This window comes from Arsenicibacter sp. R0_47, from assembly GCF_057652235.1.
The window spans coordinates 133,199-153,144 of the sequence record NZ_JBYFCJ010000007.1; the positions used below are offsets into that span (position 1 = coordinate 133,199).

The 19,946-nt window shown below is 51.4% G+C and carries 21 protein-coding genes; 15 read left to right on the forward strand and 6 right to left on the reverse strand.

All coding sequences use genetic code 11. From position 1 onward, the window contains the following. Positions 1-3: 3 nt before the first annotated feature. The 6 genes from AC23NW_RS14985 to AC23NW_RS15010 form a co-directional block, all read right to left on the reverse strand. Positions 4-2,391 (reverse strand): heparinase II/III domain-containing protein, encoded by a 2,388-nt coding sequence (locus AC23NW_RS14985; protein ID WP_487450454.1) that lies wholly within the window; start codon positions 2,389-2,391, stop codon positions 4-6. 19 nt (positions 2,392-2,410) lie between these two features. Then, entirely contained in the window at positions 2,411-4,039 is a 1,629-nt protein-coding gene (locus tag AC23NW_RS14990; RefSeq protein WP_487450455.1) for a hypothetical protein, read from the reverse strand. Between the two features lie 508 nt (positions 4,040-4,547). After that, positions 4,548-5,330, reverse strand: a complete 783-nt coding sequence (locus tag AC23NW_RS14995) for an acyl-CoA desaturase (RefSeq protein ID WP_487450456.1) — start codon at positions 5,328-5,330, stop codon at positions 4,548-4,550. A 202-nt stretch (positions 5,331-5,532) separates the two neighbouring features. Then, a complete protein-coding gene (locus AC23NW_RS15000) occupies positions 5,533-6,279 on the reverse strand; it encodes a LytR/AlgR family response regulator transcription factor (RefSeq protein ID WP_293839010.1) in 747 nt (248 codons plus the stop codon). Further along, the gene (locus tag AC23NW_RS15005; RefSeq protein ID WP_293839007.1) at positions 6,260-7,303 is read right to left on the reverse strand and encodes a sensor histidine kinase; all 1,044 of its coding nucleotides are present in this window, start codon (positions 7,301-7,303) and stop codon (positions 6,260-6,262) included. Before AC23NW_RS15005 ends, AC23NW_RS15000 begins: the two co-directional genes overlap by 20 nt. Before the next feature lie 373 nt (positions 7,304-7,676). Then, a complete protein-coding gene (locus tag AC23NW_RS15010) occupies positions 7,677-8,063 on the reverse strand; it encodes a helix-turn-helix domain-containing protein (RefSeq protein WP_487450457.1) in 387 nt (128 codons plus the stop codon). A gap of 424 nt (positions 8,064-8,487) precedes the next feature. Here AC23NW_RS15010 and AC23NW_RS15015 point away from each other — a divergent pair, with 424 nt between their 5' ends. The 15 genes from AC23NW_RS15015 (at position 8,488) to AC23NW_RS15085 (ending at position 19,946) form a co-directional block, all read left to right on the forward strand. Then, complete coding sequence (locus AC23NW_RS15015) at positions 8,488-8,793, forward strand: hypothetical protein (protein WP_487450458.1); 306 nt, start codon at positions 8,488-8,490, stop codon at positions 8,791-8,793. Positions 8,794-8,920: 127 nt separating this feature from the next. After that, positions 8,921-11,842 (forward strand): hypothetical protein, encoded by a 2,922-nt coding sequence (locus AC23NW_RS15020; protein ID WP_487450459.1) that lies wholly within the window; start codon positions 8,921-8,923, stop codon positions 11,840-11,842. A gap of 26 nt (positions 11,843-11,868) precedes the next feature. After that, positions 11,869-12,186 carry a hypothetical protein gene (locus tag AC23NW_RS15025; RefSeq protein ID WP_487450460.1) on the forward strand — a complete coding sequence of 106 codons (318 nt, stop codon included), beginning with the start codon at positions 11,869-11,871 and terminating at the stop codon, positions 12,184-12,186. Further along, positions 12,173-12,448: a C2H2-type zinc finger protein gene (locus AC23NW_RS15030; RefSeq protein WP_083421769.1), complete on the forward strand. Its 276-nt coding sequence runs from the start codon at positions 12,173-12,175 to the stop codon at positions 12,446-12,448. Before AC23NW_RS15025 ends, AC23NW_RS15030 begins: the two co-directional genes overlap by 14 nt. A 47-nt stretch (positions 12,449-12,495) precedes the next feature. Continuing rightward, positions 12,496-12,630 carry a hypothetical protein gene (locus AC23NW_RS15035; protein ID WP_487450461.1) on the forward strand — a complete coding sequence of 45 codons (135 nt, stop codon included), beginning with the start codon at positions 12,496-12,498 and terminating at the stop codon, positions 12,628-12,630. A 52-nt stretch (positions 12,631-12,682) separates the two neighbouring features. Then, positions 12,683-12,859 carry a hypothetical protein gene (locus AC23NW_RS15040; protein WP_487450462.1) on the forward strand — a complete coding sequence of 59 codons (177 nt, stop codon included), beginning with the start codon at positions 12,683-12,685 and terminating at the stop codon, positions 12,857-12,859. Then, on the forward strand, positions 12,843-13,079 hold the full coding sequence (locus AC23NW_RS15045; protein WP_487450463.1) for a hypothetical protein: 237 nt from the start codon (positions 12,843-12,845) through the stop codon (positions 13,077-13,079). The genes AC23NW_RS15040 and AC23NW_RS15045 overlap by 17 nt, the downstream gene beginning before the upstream one ends. A 564-nt stretch (positions 13,080-13,643) precedes the next feature. After that, the gene (locus AC23NW_RS15050; protein WP_487450464.1) at positions 13,644-13,862 is read left to right on the forward strand and encodes a hypothetical protein; all 219 of its coding nucleotides are present in this window, start codon (positions 13,644-13,646) and stop codon (positions 13,860-13,862) included. Between the two features lie 15 nt (positions 13,863-13,877). Then, the gene (locus AC23NW_RS15055) at positions 13,878-14,351 is read left to right on the forward strand and encodes a hypothetical protein (RefSeq protein WP_071501694.1); all 474 of its coding nucleotides are present in this window, start codon (positions 13,878-13,880) and stop codon (positions 14,349-14,351) included. Positions 14,352-14,536: 185 nt separating this feature from the next. Then, positions 14,537-15,382 carry a hypothetical protein gene (locus AC23NW_RS15060; RefSeq protein WP_487450465.1) on the forward strand — a complete coding sequence of 282 codons (846 nt, stop codon included), beginning with the start codon at positions 14,537-14,539 and terminating at the stop codon, positions 15,380-15,382. Further along, positions 15,379-17,772 (forward strand): hypothetical protein, encoded by a 2,394-nt coding sequence (locus AC23NW_RS15065; RefSeq protein ID WP_487450466.1) that lies wholly within the window; start codon positions 15,379-15,381, stop codon positions 17,770-17,772. Before AC23NW_RS15060 ends, AC23NW_RS15065 begins: the two co-directional genes overlap by 4 nt. Before the next feature lie 3 nt (positions 17,773-17,775). Further along, positions 17,776-18,195 (forward strand): hypothetical protein, encoded by a 420-nt coding sequence (locus AC23NW_RS15070; RefSeq protein WP_487450467.1) that lies wholly within the window; start codon positions 17,776-17,778, stop codon positions 18,193-18,195. Between the two features lie 19 nt (positions 18,196-18,214). Next, positions 18,215-18,670, forward strand: coding sequence for a hypothetical protein (locus tag AC23NW_RS15075; RefSeq protein WP_487450468.1), 456 nt, complete (start codon positions 18,215-18,217; stop codon positions 18,668-18,670). Between the two features lie 2 nt (positions 18,671-18,672). Continuing rightward, a complete protein-coding gene (locus AC23NW_RS15080) occupies positions 18,673-19,035 on the forward strand; it encodes a DUF1353 domain-containing protein (RefSeq protein ID WP_487450469.1) in 363 nt (120 codons plus the stop codon). A gap of 53 nt (positions 19,036-19,088) precedes the next feature. Beyond that, the gene (locus AC23NW_RS15085; RefSeq protein ID WP_487450470.1) at positions 19,089-19,946 is read left to right on the forward strand and encodes a S49 family peptidase; all 858 of its coding nucleotides are present in this window, start codon (positions 19,089-19,091) and stop codon (positions 19,944-19,946) included.

Sequence of the window (19,946 nt, forward strand, 5' to 3'; positions counted from 1 at the left end):
GTTTCAGGGTTGTTCATCGGGTTCAATGAGTAACAGGTTGCCGGTATCGTAGCGGGGCGTGGCGGGCTTCCGGTTAACGGTAAGGGTTTTGATTTTCTCAACGCCAAGCGATGCGCTCATGTACGGCTGCCCCTCAATCTGAACATCCAGCGTGTTGCCGGTCCGTGCCGCATAAAGGAATGTCTTGGCGAGTGAACTCAGCAGCGGTTTGCCGTTGTGCCGCAGATAGCTGCCGTTGCCGACGAAAAAGGATGTAATCTGCGACGGATCGTTGCGGTCGGCACCGGCCGGATACGTGAGCGCACACAGGTACGCATCGGTCTCCCAGCCGGCGGTTGATCCGTTCAGCAGCAAGTGGGCGTTGCGGTGCATAAGCCGGCCATCGGCTAAGAGGTTGATATAGACGTCGGTCACCTGCCGGTTTTGGGTAATCCGGATGCCCTGGTAATTCGTCCCGTCAAATTTTTCGATGACCGGCAGGTTAGTGCGGCCCGCCGCCCCGTTAGCGCCTGAGGAGCCGGTAAATGTCTGCACCGGCTTGTTCTTTGCATCGAGCAGCAGGATGGCATTCACGAGCTTGGTCCGGTCCGTTTTTTCGGGCGGGGATACCACCAGATACGGAATCTGCACATCCGTCGTCCGGTCCTTAAGGCCGTATTCGGTCCGGTATTTCATTTTTTCGGGAAAGTCATGCGGGTAGCCGAGCGGGAGCGTTTCGGGGTATAACGGCCGGAACAGGATGGCTGCACTGTCTTTGGTTATTTCAAAATCGGGCCCTTTTTTAACGGCCTTACCGGCATAATGCAACAGAAAATCGAGCTTACCGCTTTCGTAGGTTTTTACGTCGTCAATAATCAGAATGACATTACCGATCCACAGGAAATTCCGGTAGTTGCGCAGGAAATTCCGGGAAGTTGGGCCCGCAGCATCGGCAAGGATATATTTCAGCTGTCCCCCGTCAATCAGGTTATACAGGTGACCGGGGTGCTTAACGGCATTGTACTGATCCGTTGGTGTCTGCGCCTCGCCGTTGAATGTCAGGATATTGTGGGCACGGCTGGTGACGAAATAACTGCTGTATTCGGGGTTGCCATAGCCCACATCGCCCCCGTCAATCAGCAGGTATTCGCCGTTGTGGTAAAGTACAAACGAATTGGCGTCGGCGTGGGCGTGGTTCCAGGTGTAGCCGCTTTTGATTCCCAGAAAGGTGGCATCGGGTTGCCACGAACTGCGGAGCATGCCCCAGCCCATGGCCGCGTAGAGCGCCGAGGAGGGGAGCGACGGCAGGGGCGGTACCGGTTTGTTTTCCGGCTGATAAAGCAGGCCCATGGGCGTTTGCACGCTCAGGTCTTCCCGGAACGGGTTGCGGGCCGTATGTTTCAGGTACCAGTAATAGTCATCTTTGCCTAACCCCAACGCCATCAGTAGCTTCGCCGGACGGTCACCGTTGGCAAAATCATTGCTGTCGCCGAAATTGAGCGACAGAACCGGTTTATTGCCTGAGCGCGGATAGGCCGCCTGTATAAACCAGTCGGCTGTTTTTTGCAGCAGCGGATCATAAGGCATCTTTACCGGGCCAAGTGCATTTGTATAGGCAAGCCGGAAAAGCAGGTACTCCGAAACGCCGTAATTGGCGTAACTGATGCTCTCGTAAAACCCACCGGCGGCGTCGAAGTTGGCGGGTTTGTTTTCGAGTACACTACCCGTAAAAGCAAACCACTGCCGGCTGTCCCGCATGACGCTTTCGGCCAGCTGCCGCGTTTCCGGCCGTTCATTCATCACGGCAAGTGCGGCAATGCCGGCTTCAAATACAATGGCGGCCCACCAGTTATGGCCCATGTTATCAAGCGACTGAATCCGCTTGTCGTTCGACAGCCAGTCGGCCACAGACGGCCCGATGCCCAGTTTATAGATGTTGCCGGCGATGGTTTTGCGTTCGCCGGCCGACAAGGTCTGATAGATGGCATCAAACGTGACGGAGGCAGTCCAGTTGTTGTGGCTGGTAGCCAGACCGGCATTCCAGCGGGGCGTACGGTCGTCCATACCGTCCCAGAACGGCCGGTTGGTCAGGTCGTTCAGCAAGGTTTTTGCCCGTTCCGCGTAGCGGGTATCGCCGGTCATGGTGTACGCAAAGGCCAGTTGCTCCATATTGCCGCCTTTGGGAGTTGCGATCCATTGGTCACAGCGCTGCCGGATGGCCTGCCAGCGGTTCGCCAGCAACGTATCGGTTTTGATCCGGACCTTTAGCCGTTCGGTACGCTGCGGCGTATAGAACAGATAGGGGTGTGCTTTCTGCGCCGTTGCCGGGAAAACCGGTAAGAGCAGCAGGATCAGCAAACAGCGGAACAGGGGGGAGTTTGTAGTAATTTTATGTTGTTTATTTTCAGGCATATGCGTTGAAAGGCAAAGGTTAATTCAGATAAAAAGAGTGTTCGACGGGGACGGCGGATTGTATTTTTTCGCCGGTACTGATGCCGTATTGCCAGGCGACTACGGTAACCTTGACCGGTTTTTTGCTCCGCGGCGGCACGGGCGTAAATACAAGCCGGTTTCCGTGGATGACAGCAGGGCCTTCTTTTACGTAGTAAGACACCGGCAGACCGGCGTCTGATGTCGCCTGCAAGGTCAGGGTTGTGGTGCCGGGTTCGACACTGGCAGGCGCCGGAAACGTGATCACCTGAGGGCATCCTTCTTGCTGGCGGACCGGAAAATGGAGGTTGGCCTGCTGCACCACGCTTTTGTAGGTGCCGTCGCCCCCGTTATGCGCCAATAGCCAGATGTCGCCGGAGCGTTTCGGGTTAGTCAGTCCCATGCGGTAAAAGCTGATTTGAAACGTGGTATCGTTAAGCTTCCGGACCGGCCCGCAAATGCGGTCGATGCGGACCGGTGTTTGGGGGGAGTCTGTAGCAGGGCGGATGCGGGACGTATCAGTAAAGGCGCTGCTCACCTGAAACGTAATGCCGTCGGCAAGGGGGTGAAAGGCCAGCTGGTAATTGCCATGCGTTTTTACCGGTTTTACAAATTTTCCGTCTTGCCGGTAACCCAGGTATTGGGAACGTTTACTGCGTGCCTGGCGGTAAACCGCTTCGGTTGCGACGGCCATTTCCTTGTCAAAACACCAGGTAGCGGTGCGCCGGTCACCGGTGTAGCGTTTGTACGGGGCTGGCGCTGCCGTTGGCAGACTGTCCTTCCGCCAGCGGTCGATCAGCCAGCCTGCATGCGGGTCAACGGGTTTCAGGATCACTGTATCCTGCTGCCCGGCGTGTTCCGGCAGGCGGTACGCTGCTGCTTTTTCGATATAGCGGGCCAGAAAGCGGACCAGTGCATCGAGGCTGTCGAAATGGCCGTGTCCGGCGTCGGCCAGCAGGCTGAACGGTGTGGCCGGGTGGGCCGCTACGTAGGCAAAAGCAGGAGCCAGCCGGTCTTCCCGCCACTCGTATTCGCCCATCACCATCAGTCCCGGCACACCGTCGATCGTATGCGTTCCCCAGTCGGGAGCCGGTTTTCCGTTACCGGTCAGGTTGGTTAGCGGCGCGTCACCCTTTACAGAGATGGCGGCGAGGGTGCGCCCGGGCTGCCAGGCAGCAAAATTCCACGGATAACTGGCCGCCGCAGAATGGCCGATCGGTACGACAGGGGCAATGGCTAGTTCAGCGTAGCCCGAAACGTCGGCCAGCCGGTTTAGCATCCCGGAAAAATGGACACCGGCCCCGGGGTTTCCGGGCGTCGGGTGCCAGTCGAACGTGAAGTCGATGGCCGGCGTAACCCACACGATGGCAAATCCCAGCTTTGCCAGGGTTTTCCGGAACGCAGCATGCTCAAAAATACCTTCTTCGAGCATGTTGTGCTGGCCCACCACCACGCCGCGCACATACCGGCAATTGTCCGGAATCCATAGAAAAGCCTGCGGCGGGGCATTGGTCTCGGGCGAAAGCAGGGTGCTGACCGGTACCGACCATTGCCAGACCTGCGCCCGTACAGGACTTAGTAAACCAAGCCAGAGCGAGAGAAAGAGGGCCGTAATTGTTAATGGAGGCATACCTGCACGTATCTTATTGCTGCTTTTGCTGAATGCGGAGACTGACCGGACTGGTTATGTACTGGCTTTCAAGGCCAGTGTTTCAGCCAAGTGTTGTCAGTACATCTGTATCGTGTCATAATCAGAAATAGTCAGCAACCCACCCGACATACCCTTGCGGAAGAGTGAAGGGGCCTAGTAACCTTACATGGCTATGAACAGGGTTTTAACTGAGCAGGATGACCGGTTAGTGTCTTTTGGTGTAGTCCGGAGCGTATAAATGGTAATGTGCAAGTACGTAGATAAAAAAAACTTACGCCTTCGGGAATTTTTTTTGTATCAAAATGATTAAATTAGCAAGTCAGTGATCCTATCACTGATTTAAATGGTGTGGATATAGCGGAAAGACTACTACTTTTTAAGGGTAGTCTTTTTTGTTTTTACAGGGCTTAGTCAGCCAAAGACTATATAAAAAAAGGGGAACAGAACTAACCGTCCTGTTCCCCTTTTTTTATGAACTACGCAGCGGTTACTCCGCAGTTGCCAGTTCCTTCCGTTTCATGAACGATTGAGCCTGTTTTTTCTTCTCCGGCAGCCGGATGATGTGCAGTACGTTCAACAGCTTCATGATCTGGTACGACGGATCAAGTTCAAACCAGCGGTAGGCAAAATTGGCACGGTTACCATACGTGTGGTGATTGTTGTGGAAACCTTCGCCCATCATGAAAATGTCGACCGGCATCAGGTTTTTGGACGTATCATTGACCTTGAACGTAGTGTAGCCGATTTTATGGGCAAACCAGTTAATGATCGCCCCGTGAATAGGCGACATCAGGTAATGGAATGGCAACAGCAGAAACCAGATCCACGAGGGGGCAAAATAAATGTAAAACAAGGTGTAAAGCGTTCCCCAGGCTAAGCGGGTCAGCCGGTTCGACGCAAAGTCGTCGAAGGCGCGCCAGTCAGGAACATTGGTCGTGAATTTGGGGTCAACGGCCATAGTACGGTTACGGATTGCTGAGTAAAAACGGGCTGTTTTCAGCATCATATCAAAAATGCCGGAGCTGAACATCGGCGAGTGCGGGTCTTTGTCGGTGTCAGCAAAAGCGTGGTGCATGCGGTGCATAACCCCGTAGGCATAGGCGCTCAGGTAGTTTGAGCCCTGAAAGATAAACGTCAGGACAAAGAAGGTTTTTTCCCAGCCTTTCGACATGGTAAAGGCCTGGTGGGAGGCATATCGGTGTAAAAAGACAGTCTGAAAAAACAGAGAGCCGTACCAGTGAAGAAGGAAGAAGATCAGAATAGTGGTCATACTTTGTTCTTTTTTTGACAAAGATTTGACCCGGTGGCGCCCAAACCGCCGGATAAACGACCATTGGTTGTTTCCGGCCGACGACCGGTCGATTTTTCAGACCGAATCGCAGTCGTGTTTCCGGACAGGATTAATATGATTTCAGGATGGACATGATGTATTGCCAACTCCGGTTCCTGCTGCATGCCTGTCCGGAGACAGTTCAGGAGTCGACCCAGTCTTTGAATGCCTGCACACGGTCGCGGCTGACAAATACTTCTTCCTCGTCGGCCGGAAGCAGATCGAGTTTGAGGCGGCCGTTGAAATGCGGGTGTATCTTCTGAACACTGTCGATTGAAATCAGGCGGCTGCGGCTGATGCGGGCAAACCGGTGCGGATCCAGCTGATCCTGCAAGTCGTCGAGCGAGGTATCAATGATGTACTTCTGACCGTCGGACGAAACGAGGAAGGTCAGCTTCTGGTCGCTCCGGAAATACGCCACATCCTGCATTTTGACGAATGTCATGGCGTTTCCTTTTTTCACCAGGAAACGTTCTTTGGGCTTATTCTGTGGCGCGGGCGGAGCGCTCTCCAGCGTTTTTTTCAGTAACCGTAGTTCCTGCTGTTCGAATTTTTTCAGGGCAGCCCTTAATTCGGCACTGTCGATTGGTTTGAGCAGGTAATCAACGCTGTTTTGTTTGAATGCCTGAATGGCGTACTGATCATAGGCCGTCGTATAAATGACCGGAGCATCGATGGTAAGCTCATTAAACAAGGCAAAGCTTTCCTTGTCTTCCAGCCGGATGTCTGAAAAAATGAGGTCCGGCTCCGGGTTCGACCGGAACCACGCTAATGCCTTAGCCACCGACGGCAGGATGGCCAGTACCTCAATGGCCGGATTAATCTGCTGAAGCAGGTGCCGGAGCTTCTCGGCCGAAAAAAACTCATCCTCAATGATCAGCACTTTCATGGTATTCGTGTAAAAGGGGAAGCCCGACCCGGAACATCGCCGGCTGCTCATCAATGACAATCGGCCGGTCGGTAACGAACGCATACCGTGCCTGAAGGTTTTTCAGACCGATTTGCGGGGAGCGTTCAGTGGCTTCTTTTTTGTTCAGACTGTTTTCCACCCACAGCATTCCCTCTTCGGTATAAACCGACAGAACCAGCGGGTGTTCATCGGAAATAAAGTTGTGCTTCACCGCATTTTCGACCAGCAATTGCAGCGAGAGCGGCAGCACAAACACGTCCGGCAAAGGCTCGCGGATCGACATGGTGATTTTGTTGTAAAAACGGACGTTCAGCAAAAAGCAATAGGCCTGTACCACGCTGATCTCTTCCCGAAGCCGTACCTGCCGTTCTTCGTTGTGGTCGAGCAGATACCGGTAAACCTGCGCCAGTTTCGTAATGTACAAATCAGCCAGCGCCGGATCCTTGTAGACGACTCCGCTCAGTACACTCAGAGAGTTAAACAGGAAATGAGGGTCCAGCTGCTTTTTAAGACCTTCCAGTTTAGCCACCAGATTTTCCTGCCGGAGCCGTTCCTGCTCAATGAGCGACAACTTCCATTGATTAAACAGAAAAGCGCCTTCGTTGAACGCAATGAACAGCAGCGCCAGCAGAAACGACACAAAGTTATTCTGTAGGACAATGCCGGTCGTTATCACAACGGACGAAACCAGCTTACTGTGCATGACAATCCCGGTAATCAGAGCCAGGGACGAAAAAAGAAAGATGCCGAGGATTTCAAAGACCAGGTGTTTGGCAATGCTTTTTTCCCACGGAAAGTAGTAGAGTGTCAGGGCCTGAATAAACTTGCTGCCTTCCCAGATAACATAGCTGGTGATGGTAGCGACAAGAATAGACAGGTAATGGGCCGTTGTGCCGAAGCCGGTGGGGATAAAAAACGTAGGAACCACGATTCCAAACGACAATGAACCCAGCAAAGCGGTCCATTTGACCCGGAAGCGATATGTAAACGGGGAGGCTGCCATTGGCATCGGAGATCTTAAGCCGGAAATTATAGAAAAAGCCGCTTAGAGATTACTCTAAGCGGCTTTTTGTGTGACCACGGGGAGACTCGAACTCCGATAGTAAATCAATAAGAATACGCTTAGGGCTATCTCAGGGGCAAATTTAGTGCAAAATTGAATGCCATTTTGGATGTGTCTGTTTGCCATTTTCTTGCCATTTTTTTGGGTCAAATGACATCTATAACAATGTTTGAAGAGGTCAAAGTAGCCATTTGCCATTACGGATTGTCAGTTTTACCTTCAGGTATGGATTGATTATAAATTTTATGATAATGTGTAGATAAGATAAGAAAGGGTCAGTTGTCGTGGATAAAGAAACGTATGAATGCCCTGATCAGGGCAATGCCTCTTTCTCAGCGTTGTTTTTTTGTTGCTGCTTAATTTCTAACTCTTGATATTTCAAGAGCTTTCTTTGCATCTCCAGAAGCTCGTCTTTTTGTTGTAGGATTTCTTCTGCTGACCTTAAAACATACCCGACTGGCGGTGTGGCAATGCCTTTATCGGTTGTACCTTCTATAATATAGCCAACTGAAGTGCCAAGGACTTCAGCTATTTTCCTGGTATCACTGAATGATGGTTCAGTTTTATCGTTCTCCCAACTTGATATTGTCGCCTTACGGTTTTTGCTCTCCAAACCTAGTTGTTCGGCAAAATAATCTTGAGACCAACCTTTGGCTTTTCTCAACTCCATAATCCGTTTTCCTGGCGATGACTCTTGCATAGAAAAATTGTTGTCAATAAAATATTGACAAGTCGATGTTTTGTTTACTTTTGTGGTGTGTAATTTTTACTGTGTAATCATTGGTGTGTAAATATATGTTGACAAAAGGTTCAAGTCAACGCCATAATGACGGAACGGTTACTAATCTGGATGTAACCTGGTGGCGTAATGAGTTTAGTCGTGTATATCCCCGCTTTAAAAACTTAACTGAGATATGGGAAATGATAAGCCCACTAGACTCACAGTTTGATGGGGCAAAGGGATTCCTGCGGTTAAGAAATGTACAGGCAGGAAGAGCGTCGTTAAAGCGTACTGCTTTAGCTGTAAATCTGATGAAACAGCTAAGGCCGGATGAAGAGCCTCCAAAACCGTTGAAACGTCAGAAACTTTCGAAGTAAGCACACCCTTTAAATCTACAAATCAGATGCAGCCAAAAGCAGCAACCAAATGGATTGAGCTGTCAGGTATTCACTACCTCGTACAGCCGGTTGAAGAACCCCGTTTAGATGGTATTTCTAAAGTCAATACCCTTTATCTGGGTCGGGTGGCTAAGGATGAAAACGGTTTGTTTTTAGCCTCAGTGTATATCGTCTACAGCAGTACCCCGTTCGATCTGCGCAGACGCTTTGGTCTGGAGGCAGCAAAAAGTGACGTTGAATCTTATCTGGCTGAAACAGGCCGTTTGCCCCGGCCCGCTGAATCTCACGAGAGCTTAGTTGTGAGTGGTTAAATCAGATACATACACTAAGTCTTGTGCCTGATTTTATCGGGCATGAGCTTCAGCGGGTTGGTTTCAGTCCTTTCTCACTACCCGGCCGGGGGCTTACTTTCCGGCCAATATCTAACACATTGACCCCATGAAGGTTACACCCCAACATGTTTATGAGCAGACCGACGGTGGTAAAACAATTATTTTGTTCTACTATCCGCAGGCTGAAAAATCGTTTGAACACAGGAATTTTAAGTTTGCGATACGGAATGAAAAGACGCCATCTGCCATTGTCCGTGAGTATGGCGGTGTATGGTGGGTAAAGGATTACGGCTCTTCGGATAAGGCCATGTCGCCCATCGACGTCGTGATGAAGGAAGAATCCCTCGATTTTTCCGGCGCCATGAAGCTGATTGCTGATAAGTTCGCCATTATTGGCGAAGACGGGCAGGAGACAAAGCCACGGTATGAGTTCCGGAAAGGCCCGGCCGATCCGGAGCAGGAAGACGGAAAAGCCTACCCGAGTACGAAGGACTTTACCGTACCGGAGCTCAAGACCATCTTCAGTAAAAACATCTGGCAGTATCTGTCTAAAAAGACAAAGGACGGGGAAATGCCGTCTGACGAAGCAGCATTCCGGGCGGCGGTGGCCATTTGCAAAACCTACCGGCTGCATTCACTGGAGAAGTACAGCTGGATCAAAGACCGGACCGCCTTTACTTACATCAGCACGGAGAGCTTTCCGCAGTTTATGTTTGACGAAGGCAGCTGGCAGAAGTATTACAAGCCCCGCGAGCGGGAAAAGTCAAAGCGCTTTTTCAGCTCCGGCCGTAAACCGGAAAACTACATGTTCGGTCTGGCTCAGGCAGAAAAAAGACTGGAGGAAATGGCTTATCCGAACGGTCGCGAAACGTTTGATCCTGAGACGAATGAAGGTAAGCCCAATAAGCCACTGTTTAATAAGCTCCCGGAAATTATTATCTGCACCGGTGGATCGGACGCGCTGAATATTGCAGCACTTGGTTTTTCTGTGGTGTGGCTGAACTCAGAGACGGCGATGCTTGACAGCTCTCAGTTTGCCAAACTGCGTGGTCTGGCGGAACGGGTGTATTATCTGGGCGATATTGACGAGACCGGAAAGAAAGAAGCATTGCGCCTGGGTATGGAATATCTGGACCTGCATACGATCTATCTGCCTGATCTGCTACGGCAACGCTATGATCTGCGCGGCAACTATTGTAAGGATGTGCGGGATTATTTCAACTATTATTCGAACAAGGATTTTGACAACCTGCTCAAACAGGCATATCCGCTCCGGTTCTGGGACGAAGAGCCGAAGCTCGACCGTGAAGGGATGCCGGTCAGGAAGTTCGGCCGGATTCTGTATGAGTACAAGCCGAACAATGAGCTGATCTACAACTTTCTGTATCGTAACGGTTTTGGGTTGATGGATATGCCGAATGCCAAAGAAGGGGAAGTGCTGGTACAGGTCGGGGGTAATGTGGTCCGCCAGATTGAGTTCAGCAACATCAACCGGTACGTCAAGGATTTTCTGAAGGATCGTTATTCGCCGATTGACCTGCTGAATGCCTTCCACCGGTCGAAATACTTTTCGAAGGACTCGATGTCGAACCTGAATCGTATAGAGGTGCCGTTCGAAGATTTCGGCCGCGATTTTCAGTATCTGTTTTTTCAGAATCAGAGCTGGCGGGTATCCGGAGATGCTATTGAAGTATTCGATAACGAAAAGTGTCAGGTGTATGTCTGGCAGGAAGAAGTGATTCCGCATGATGTGAAGGTGCTTCCCGCCCCCTTTACGATTAAGCGTGATGCGATGGGTGATCCGGATATCGAAATCCATAACTTGGATTGTATGTTCCTTCGGTTTCTGATCAATGCCAGTCGTGTGCACTGGAAAAAGGAGCTGGAAGAAGAACTGGATAAACTGACGTTGAAAGAACAAGCCGAATACCGCGAGAAGTACCGCTGGAGCATTGACGGGCCTTTACTCTCAGCAGACGAGATCCGGGAGCAAAAGCAGCATCTGATTAATAAACTGGTATCGTTTGGCTACCTGTTGCACCGGTTCAAAGACCCTGCAAATGCTTACTGTCTGTGGGTTATGGATTACGCCATGCAGAGCACGGATGATAGTAACGGTGGTACCGGTAAGTCGATGGCGTACATGAGCCTGTCGCAGCTGATGAAACATAAGCTGCTCAGCGGTCGCCAGCAGCGGCTAACGGATGATCCGCACTTTATGGAGGGTACCACCGAACACACGGATATTGTACTGATTGATGATGCCAACAAATACCTTGATTTTGACACGTTTTTCTCCATGATCAACGCGTTTATGCCGGTTAACCCGAAGGGGATGACGGCCTATACCATTCCCTTCAGCCTGTCGCCTAAGCTTTGTATTACGAGTAATTACCCGCCGAATAAGACCGATAAATCAACGATGCGCCGGCTTTGGTTCACGGCTTTTTCGGACTACTACCACAAAAATCCAAATGGTGAATACCGTGAAGAACGGTTACCGATTCATGAGTTCGGCAAGTCATTGTTTACGGAGTTTACCGCGGCAGAATGGAACAGCTATCTGAACCTGATGGCGCGTTGTGTGCAGGCCTGGCTGACGACCGGCGTAGTGGAGCCGCCGATGGGTAACGTGATGCAGAACACGTATAAGGCGCAGATGGGGCCGACGTTTCACGCCTGGGCCGATGCCTATTTCAATTCGGAAGATCAGCGTCTGGACCGTTTGGTACCCCGCTATATGGCGCAGGAAACCTATATCAAAACTCTCCAGCCGCAATTATCGGCTCAGGGCTTTATGGATAAGCTGAAGGCATTCTGCCGGTATAACGGCTATGTGCTGAACCCTGTCGAGCTACAGGGTAAAGACGGCCGGATCATGGCCCGCCACGAAAAGTACATCAATCAGCGGGGGGAGTGGGTCAAAAGCGATAAGTCAGCCTCAGACGAGTACCTGTACATCCAGACGTCGGCCGAGATCACTCCGGAACGGCGCTTCTGGGATGAACCTGCCGGCATGCCATTTTAAAATGTTCACCTTAATTCTTATAGCTTATGTCTACCGTTATGGCCGTTCCTCAATTTGTTATTGAGGTCAGGGAGCGTTTTCAACTTCGTATTGAATCGCATTTAATTGAGGTCGCCCAAGCATGGTGTCAACGAAAAAACTACGTCAGGATCACGACACTGGAGGACTTCTATTTAGAGCTCCAAAGGGAAATTGAGCTGTACCGTCTATACAATCAAAGTAGCTGTGACAATGTAGGCTTACGCTTTGTGGACAACCGGCAGATTGAAATTTCGAGCCGGATCGCATTAAAAGACCGCCCTGCCGACAGCGTATCGGCCGTGATTACCTATGCGGCTGGATGATGAACGCCGGAACCGGCTTGAACGCAATACAAAAGCGTTAGCCGTTGAAACGGATGCCCGCCGGCAATACGATATCGCCTTTCAGATTTTATCGGATTGCCGTGCGCTGCACCTGCCCGTCACACAGGTGCTTACTGTGGCCACCGCCGTTCAGCCGGTGGTTCCTCCCGTACCCTCCGGTAGTTTTATCTGCCCCGAATGTAACCGATCCTTTAACAGTCATCATGCGCTATGTGGCCACATGTCAGCTCACCGAAAATAGTCCGGATGCTCCTCTGGGCACCCGCCGGGCTACTGCTTACTGTTTTCATGCTTCTGGTATTACTGCTGCTTATGCTGTTTTGCCCGAAGCTCCTTGACCGGCTGACGGTTAACCGGCTCCAGCAGATGATTTACGCCAAACGGGCTAAGCAGAACGATGCTTCGGTCCAGAAACCTAACTAAAAAAGCCCGGACATTGCTACCAACAATTATCCGGGCCAGAACCAAATTTGACATGGCAAACCTAACACAAAAGACAGACAATGCCAACCGAATGGCATTAATCGACGCTTATCTGAATATGTCGAAAATCCGCCTGAGCTCCCGAATGCTGGGCCACCAGAAATACCATGACCTTGCAGATCAGTCGATGCTCCGTATAAACCGGCAGTTACATGGAAAAGGCAGTTGAGTTAGAAGAAGGGATTACGGCCGACGGGCGTACGGTGATCCTGTTCCAGTACTCCAAATGGAAGGATAAAAACGGCCGTATTTTCGTGGTACTCGACGCGTGGCATGGTCTCAAGGCATATGTCGATCTGCTGAACCTGAGTACAGAAGAGAAGATACGCCGGCCACGTACCGAGGTCGAGCGTCTGATCAAAGACGGCACACTAACACGTTTCTATTAATAGTACAAAATCCGCTTAAACCGCATGCCCCGGAAACGGGGCATTTTTTTTTGGGCGTTGGGGGCTTTGCTGCTTCCTTTGGATTCTTACCTTAAAATTGACAAAACGTTTGTAATTCTGTAACAGTCATAAAGCGAGACGGGGTAACAGAGGTAGTAATCAGATATTTATACTGTTACAAAGTTTATTTATGATTTGTAACAAAAAGATAACTGTTACAAATAATTGTAATAAATAAGCCGCTGAAAATCTTTGATTTAGCCCTGTTACAGCCTGATACAAACCGGTTTGGCCCCTGTTTCAGTAAAGACAACTTTTTTGTAACAGCTAACTGACTTAATGTCAGCTGTTTTCCGGCTGTCATTACATTGTTACAGCATTACAAAAAATTACACGGGTTTGCCGGTTGACTGTTTTAATTGTAAAACTCACTGCACTGAATAGCTAAATTGAGCAACAACCAGGGACAAGGTAATAAGTACAGAAAAGTACAAAAAGAAGCTAGAGAAATCAGGTCAAACTATTGTACGAAAGGCTTCGGAGTTGTAACTTAAAGGCATGAATATGTTCTACATCACAGTACTTATTGTTGCCGGGTTTGCCCTGTTTTTATTGATTATTTACCTGGCCGGTAGCTGGCGCGGCTACCAGCGATACCGGCGGGAGCAGGCCCGCCGTGATCCGCTGGCCGATGCCATGACAACGGCTTATCTGAAAGGGCGGACCAACCGCTTAGCCCCCCGTAACGCTGTTATTGATTTTGTTCTCACGCTTTTCAAGTAACCCCTTCCCATTCACATGAAGCTTACGATTTTAGTGAAACCGTATGTCCGCCGGTGGCTGTTGCATGACTTTGGTCCGGAGCCGATCCGCGTGCGGGCTAATTCTGATCTGGGTGCCAAACTCCTGCTTGGCTTCGGCCGTGGCGAACGTATCCCGCTCGACGTGCTGGAGGTGACCGATCAGGAGCTACCCGACCATAAAGGCATGGTTGAAATTAGTTTTCAGCTGGGGGAGAAGTTCCAGCGGTCGGCGCTGTCGGCCGAGACGCGGCTGATGTTATCGAACGCCCTGCTGGCCGAGTTCCGGACGGCGCTGCATTATTACTGCATCGGCCGTCGCACCCTGTTCAACTCCGAGCTGTCGGCCGTTAAAATCTTTCTGAAACAATACCGGATTCCGGAGGACGAACTAACCGAAGAGTCTGCCATCAAGATGGCCCAGCGGGAACGCCGGGAGCGTTCGGATTTCCGGACAAGAGTCGCGGCCTGATTTTTTTTGTCCAGCAGTGGCGGGAAGCCGTCCAGTTTTTCGGGGAAGCTGTCCCGCATTCTGGACGGCTTCCCCGTTTTGCTGGACAGCATACCCCGAATGCCCTCATGGTGAGCGCTTTTTGCCACTGTGCGGGCTTTTTTTATGTCCTGTTCCGGCCTATATATATACTGTAGGTTCGGGTTATGGAACAGGAACTTGGAGCATGGGACGGCGAACATAATGCCGGCGGAATCCGCCGCCTGAAGCTGATTCCGACAACCGATATCATTTCGTTGCTCGATCCGGAGCTGCATCCGGATGTGTTGCCTTATCCCTTCATTGCTATTACGAATCTGGAGCTGGCCGATAATGCCACGATACTGGATTTAACCTTTCAACGTGATACGGCTGTGTATAGCTGGGTAGTCGATGAAACGCCTAACGGCGAGATATACACAGTATCGGTTACGCTGGAGATCCCACGGTTGCATCAGACGCTTCTGGGGTGGTTTTCCCTGAACAGGGCCCGGCGCTGGGTGGTGCTGGCCGAAGACCTGAACGGGACCTGCTACCTGTTCGGTGATCCGGATAACGGTGCAATGCTGACCGGTTCAGCGACAACGGGCGTGAGAGCCGGCCGTAATGTGCAGCGTCTGGAATTGCAGGTTAAGCAGAAGCATACACCCTGGCTACTCGAAAATTTAAATCACTTGATTATGCTGATTAACAAATCTGTTCCGCTCGTCAGGATAACCGCCTTCCGGAAAGAGCGGTATGATGAAGAATTTGCCTTTAAGGATACGGCCGGCAATCCGCAGGACATAAGTGCGCACACCTTCTATCTGGATGTGTTCGACCGCTTCAATTACATCAAACTCCAGCTACAGGAGGGCAGCGGACTGCTCAAGCAGAATAGCAACGTTTTACAGGCGGCGATCACCACTGCTCAGATGAGCAGTCTGCTACCGGGAGCCTATCGTATGGAGCTCTATAGTTTGCGCGAAGGAGAACGGGATGATTTTCTACACATAGCTTTTACCGTTTTATGATCAATATAATCCTGAACAAAGGTGTGAAGGGAGATCGCGGCTTTCAGGGCTGGTCTCCTGTCTGTATGCCGGTAGAGTCCGGCGAAGATGTTGTCTTTCAGTTATTTGATTTTGTTGGTGGTGAAGGGGAAATGCCTGCCATAACTGATGAAGAGGGAAATGCACTCTATCTGAGTGAGGATGGGTTTGTTGCAGACATTGCTGACGCCAAAAACTTCAGAGGAAAGCAGGGTTATCAGGGCTGGTCGGCCGTTTATGCCGCTGTTATCAGCGGTACAAATGTTTTCCGGCAACTGGTTGACTGGATTGGCGGAGCGGGTGCCAAACCGGCTGTTACGGCTCCCAATGGTGATCCGTATTATGAATCGTTAACCGGCCTGACAACCAATCAGGCAAACGCCACCAATATCCGCGGCCTTCAGGGTTATCAGGGCTGGTCAGCCGTTTATGCCGCTGTTATCAGCGGTACAAATGTTTTCCGGCAATTGGTTGACTGGATTGGCGGAGCGGGTTCCAAACCGGCTGTTACGGCCCCAAATGGTGATCCGTATTACGAATCAGCAACCGGGTTAACAACCAATCAGGCAAACGCTACGAACATACGCGGTCTTCAGGGATACGCCGGCTGGACAGTGGTTTGCACGAATATGAACGATGGTGCCCGCGTTGTTCAGAAGGTAATTGATATGATAGGGGGGACGGGAGCGAAGCCATCTACCACCGGAGCCGGCGGAGCGGCCTTGTATTTGAGTGCGACTGGATTCACGACCGATATCAGCCAGGCAACTGATTTAAGAGGCCCGATTGGCTTTAACTGGCGGGGGGATTATACTGCCGGTATAACCTATGCATCCGGCGATGCGTTTGTGTTCAGAGGCTCTACCTACCGTGTAAATGCCGCATTTACAGCCGCTTTACCATTTACCAGGACAAATGTGACACGGATACTAAGAGGGACATGGCCGGTCGGTGACTGGGTAGCCAATACACAATATTATGAAGATGACATTGTGTATAATTCAGGCAGTACCTACCGCCGTCTGACGGATGGGTTATCCGGAGCTACCTTCACCGGTATCGGTACCAACTGGGGTAACTGGTCACCGAAGGGCGATCCCGGCACACTGACCGCCACTGCCTTTGCTGATGCTGCTACGTTCGATACGGCTACTCCTCATAAAATAGTTCTACAAAAAGGAACGACGCTGGAGCGTATTACGCGGGATACACTGCTGGACTATGCCTCGGTGGGCACACCTGCCCTGCGGCCTTCACTGATTATCGACCCTGCCAATGCCGGTATGCTCTCGCCTCGTTGTACAGTATACCGGCCTACTCAGGGAGCTCGGCAAAACCGGTTGAACGGGGTGGATCTGGTCGGCAATAACGTGGCAGCGGTTGATTATGATCCGACGACCGGCGCTCCGCTGGGCGTGCCAATTCTGGCCGGATTCGTGAACCTGTTTCCGGTCCCGATTTTTACGGGTGCAGTAGGGGCGCAGCTCCCGACGGGATGGGGCACAACGGGGACAGGAGGTGCAACAACGGTTGCGGCTGGTGGGTTCCTAGGAAGCCGTATTGTTCAGATTCGTATGGCCGGCGGGGGGTTACAGGGCCTACAGCAGGCGCTAAGTATTGGAACAGGTACACAGGTAACTGTAAGTGTACTTACCAGAGTAACAACGGGCGTGACTCCAGCCGATCTTCGGATTTACACCGGCCCTGACTCAATTCTTTTGGCTTCCGCCGCAGCGCTGGCTGCGCAGCCAAAAGACGTTTGGGTGCGTAGAAGTGTAACATTCACGCTCACGGGCGCCGCCACAATGGTATCGTACAGCTGTACCGGAACTATAGGTTTTGGTGTTGATATTCAGTTGCCGCAGGTAGAAATCAACAGCATTGCATCGCCGTTCCAGGACTACAACCGATATCCTGATCTGATCACAATCCCTGTTGGAGACTGGTACAATCAGCAGGAAGGGACGCTGCTGATAAAAGTAATTCCTTATTCGGTGACCGGACCCAACAAGGGTTTTTTCTCACTGAATGCGGGGACGGCTGCTGATAAGATGGATGTTCGGCTGGACGGAAAGTTTTTTTATGCCGTTGGCGGCGTTGGCGGCAACCCCGTTAATGCAACTGCATATACACAGGGCCTACTGAATACCTACTGTTTCCGCTACAGCAAGGCGCTGGGTCAGGTGTCTGTTGTGAAAAAGGGCGGCACGATTGCAACGGTAAGCGGGCTAACACTTCCTACAGTCACACAACTACAGCTCGGTGGTCTGGATGGCGGAAGTGGCAGCAATATGCACGGACACCTTGTATCTGCGCTATACTATCCGCGCTATGCATCAGATTCAGAATTCACCGCACTTTCTAACCTGTAAATTATGTCACTTTTAGCGACTGGGAACAACCCGAATCAGATGCCTACCGCCGGCCACCTGGGTGGTTCGGCATTCCGCCAAACCGATGACGATCTGGTGCAGTTTGCGCCGGTAATGTCCCTTGATCAGGTGCGGGGGACGCCGGGTATGCTGTCGAAATACATCATCGTGGATGATGCCAACGTGATCGGCCTGTACCGCTACGATAGCAGTGACACGACGACAGCCGACAACAATGCAACCATACTGGTAACAATTGACGGGCGGCGGTATAAGCCTGTGGTTGCCCGTTCAGGTAACACGGCAAGTCGGCCGGGCACAGTGGGTCTGCCGGCAGGCTATCAGTACTATGATACGCAGATAGGTAAACCCATCTGGTGGAATGGCACGGCCTGGAAAGATGCGTCAGGTACAACAGTTTAACTTTTTGCTCAACAGGTTTATGCAGCCAATTATCATTACACTCTCCCCCCATCCGGATTTTGAGAAAATCCGTCGTCAGGTACGTTGCAGTGAATTTACCGTTAAATTTTCCGACAATCCGGATCATCAGTCCATCACCCTGCCGTTAGTGATCGAGCTCACCAGCCGCAGCGAAACACAGGTTCCGGTAATCGAGGATGGTCAGGAAACCGGTGAGTACGAGACCGTTTACGGTCCCTGGGAGCCTTATCGGAAACTGTCACTTTCTAATCAGGTCTCGGCTGTTACGGAAAGTAATAACAGTAAGTTCATCGATCCGGCAACGTTCAATCTGGTTCCGGCCGGTACTGAAGGGGCTGTCCCTGAACTGACGGCTATCTGGAGCCAGCTGGGACCACCGATTGTGCAGCTGATTACGACGGTCCTGAGCCGGATGGATCAGCGGGGTAATTTCAACGATTTAAGCCAGCTGTAGCCATGCCGGTTCACGTTCTCCACGCCAGTGTTAAAAAAGTATACGGTAAAAAGCCGGACTGGTGGGCATTCACCGAACCGGCGCTGGTCCCGTGTAACAGCAGGGGGGTAGTGATCCCTGCGGGGTACGAGACGGATTATGCGTCGCGGCCCTCGTGGGTACCCGACTGGCTGATCCCTAAATCCGGTCTGAGTGCGATGCCCAGCGCCGCCCATGATTATCTGTGCGAAACCGGTATTGTATCCCGAAAAGAGGCTGATCAGGTATTCAATCAGCTGCTGTGGGAGGCAGGCGTACCGGTCTGGCAACGCCTGCTGATGTATTACTACGTCCGTGCTCTGGGCTGGGTGCGGTACAGGAAGTAATCAGTCCTGTTTTATCCGGCCTGCGCCGTTCATACTTGCTGAAAATTAGCAGTATGAACGGCGTTATTTTTTCGGGGCTCTATGCCGTCGACAGGCAACTGGAGAACAATTTAAAGGCTGCGATCCTGGGGGGCGGTATTTCGGCAAAGCTCGCCGGGCATCCGCTGATGGCATCGGCCGAGCAGCAGGCCGCCAGCGGTTTCACTTGGGAGGGTTACTATGCCAATGCCTTCAGCATCGGTAAAGCCAAAGATGTGGTGGTGATTCCGGTACAGGGTACCATGTCGCGCGGCTGGACGTGGGACAACTACTTTTCCAACGAGTTCATGATGAGCATGCTGGCCCACATTGCCGAAGACGAAAGCAAAAAAGGGGTCATTATGCGCTACAATACCGGCGGTGGTTCGGTGGACTCGACCGATGAGTTTGCGGCTGCGGTCCGTGCCTTCAACCAGGTAAAGCCATCTGTCGGCCTGATCAACTACTGCGCGTCGGCGGGCTTCTGGGTGGGCTCTCAGAATAAGGAGCTGGTTATGATGCCCAACAGCGTTTCACGGGTTGGGTCAATCGGTACAATTTATATCCACACCAATATCAGGAAGGCGCTTGATCAGCAGGGGTATGATGTGCAGATTTTCCGCTCGACCGGAAGCAGTGACAAAGCGCGGATCAATCCCATTGAGGAGCTTGATCCGGAACTGGAGCAGGAAATTCAGCGTGATCTTGATTCGTCGAATAAGGCGTTTAAGTCTGACGTCCGCCGTGGCCGTGGGGCCAAAGTCACCAGCGATGAGATTTACACCGGAAAGATGTACGGTGTAGACGGAGCCATTCAGCTGGGACTGGCCGATGCAAAAGGCGATCTGCCGTATGCCTACAACCGGGTTCTTCAATTATCAAAACAAAAATAG

Bases quoted from the DNA above. Each gene is read 5' to 3' on its own strand.
- AC23NW_RS14985 (WP_487450454.1), bottom strand. From the start codon at position 2,391: ATGCCTGAAAATAAACAACATAAAATTACTACAAACTCCCCCCTGTTC.
- AC23NW_RS14990 (WP_487450455.1), bottom strand. From the start codon at position 4,039: ATGCCTCCATTAACAATTACGGCCCTCTTTCTCTCGCTCTGGCTTGGT.
- AC23NW_RS14995 (WP_487450456.1), bottom strand. From the start codon at position 5,330: ATGACCACTATTCTGATCTTCTTCCTTCTTCACTGGTACGGCTCTCTG.
- AC23NW_RS15000 (WP_293839010.1), bottom strand. From the start codon at position 6,279: ATGAAAGTGCTGATCATTGAGGATGAGTTTTTTTCGGCCGAGAAGCTC.
- AC23NW_RS15005 (WP_293839007.1), bottom strand. From the start codon at position 7,303: ATGGCAGCCTCCCCGTTTACATATCGCTTCCGGGTCAAATGGACCGCT.
- AC23NW_RS15010 (WP_487450457.1), bottom strand. From the start codon at position 8,063: ATGCAAGAGTCATCGCCAGGAAAACGGATTATGGAGTTGAGAAAAGCC.
- AC23NW_RS15015 (WP_487450458.1), top strand. From the start codon at position 8,488: ATGCAGCCAAAAGCAGCAACCAAATGGATTGAGCTGTCAGGTATTCAC.
- AC23NW_RS15020 (WP_487450459.1), top strand. From the start codon at position 8,921: ATGAAGGTTACACCCCAACATGTTTATGAGCAGACCGACGGTGGTAAA.
- AC23NW_RS15025 (WP_487450460.1), top strand. From the start codon at position 11,869: ATGTCTACCGTTATGGCCGTTCCTCAATTTGTTATTGAGGTCAGGGAG.
- AC23NW_RS15030 (WP_083421769.1), top strand. From the start codon at position 12,173: ATGCGGCTGGATGATGAACGCCGGAACCGGCTTGAACGCAATACAAAA.
- AC23NW_RS15035 (WP_487450461.1), top strand. From the start codon at position 12,496: ATGCTTCTGGTATTACTGCTGCTTATGCTGTTTTGCCCGAAGCTCCTT.
- AC23NW_RS15040 (WP_487450462.1), top strand. From the start codon at position 12,683: ATGGCAAACCTAACACAAAAGACAGACAATGCCAACCGAATGGCATTA.
- AC23NW_RS15045 (WP_487450463.1), top strand. From the start codon at position 12,843: ATGGAAAAGGCAGTTGAGTTAGAAGAAGGGATTACGGCCGACGGGCGT.
- AC23NW_RS15050 (WP_487450464.1), top strand. From the start codon at position 13,644: ATGTTCTACATCACAGTACTTATTGTTGCCGGGTTTGCCCTGTTTTTA.
- AC23NW_RS15055 (WP_071501694.1), top strand. From the start codon at position 13,878: ATGAAGCTTACGATTTTAGTGAAACCGTATGTCCGCCGGTGGCTGTTG.
- AC23NW_RS15060 (WP_487450465.1), top strand. From the start codon at position 14,537: ATGGAACAGGAACTTGGAGCATGGGACGGCGAACATAATGCCGGCGGA.
- AC23NW_RS15065 (WP_487450466.1), top strand. From the start codon at position 15,379: ATGATCAATATAATCCTGAACAAAGGTGTGAAGGGAGATCGCGGCTTT.
- AC23NW_RS15070 (WP_487450467.1), top strand. From the start codon at position 17,776: ATGTCACTTTTAGCGACTGGGAACAACCCGAATCAGATGCCTACCGCC.
- AC23NW_RS15075 (WP_487450468.1), top strand. From the start codon at position 18,215: ATGCAGCCAATTATCATTACACTCTCCCCCCATCCGGATTTTGAGAAA.
- AC23NW_RS15080 (WP_487450469.1), top strand. From the start codon at position 18,673: ATGCCGGTTCACGTTCTCCACGCCAGTGTTAAAAAAGTATACGGTAAA.
- AC23NW_RS15085 (WP_487450470.1), top strand. From the start codon at position 19,089: ATGAACGGCGTTATTTTTTCGGGGCTCTATGCCGTCGACAGGCAACTG.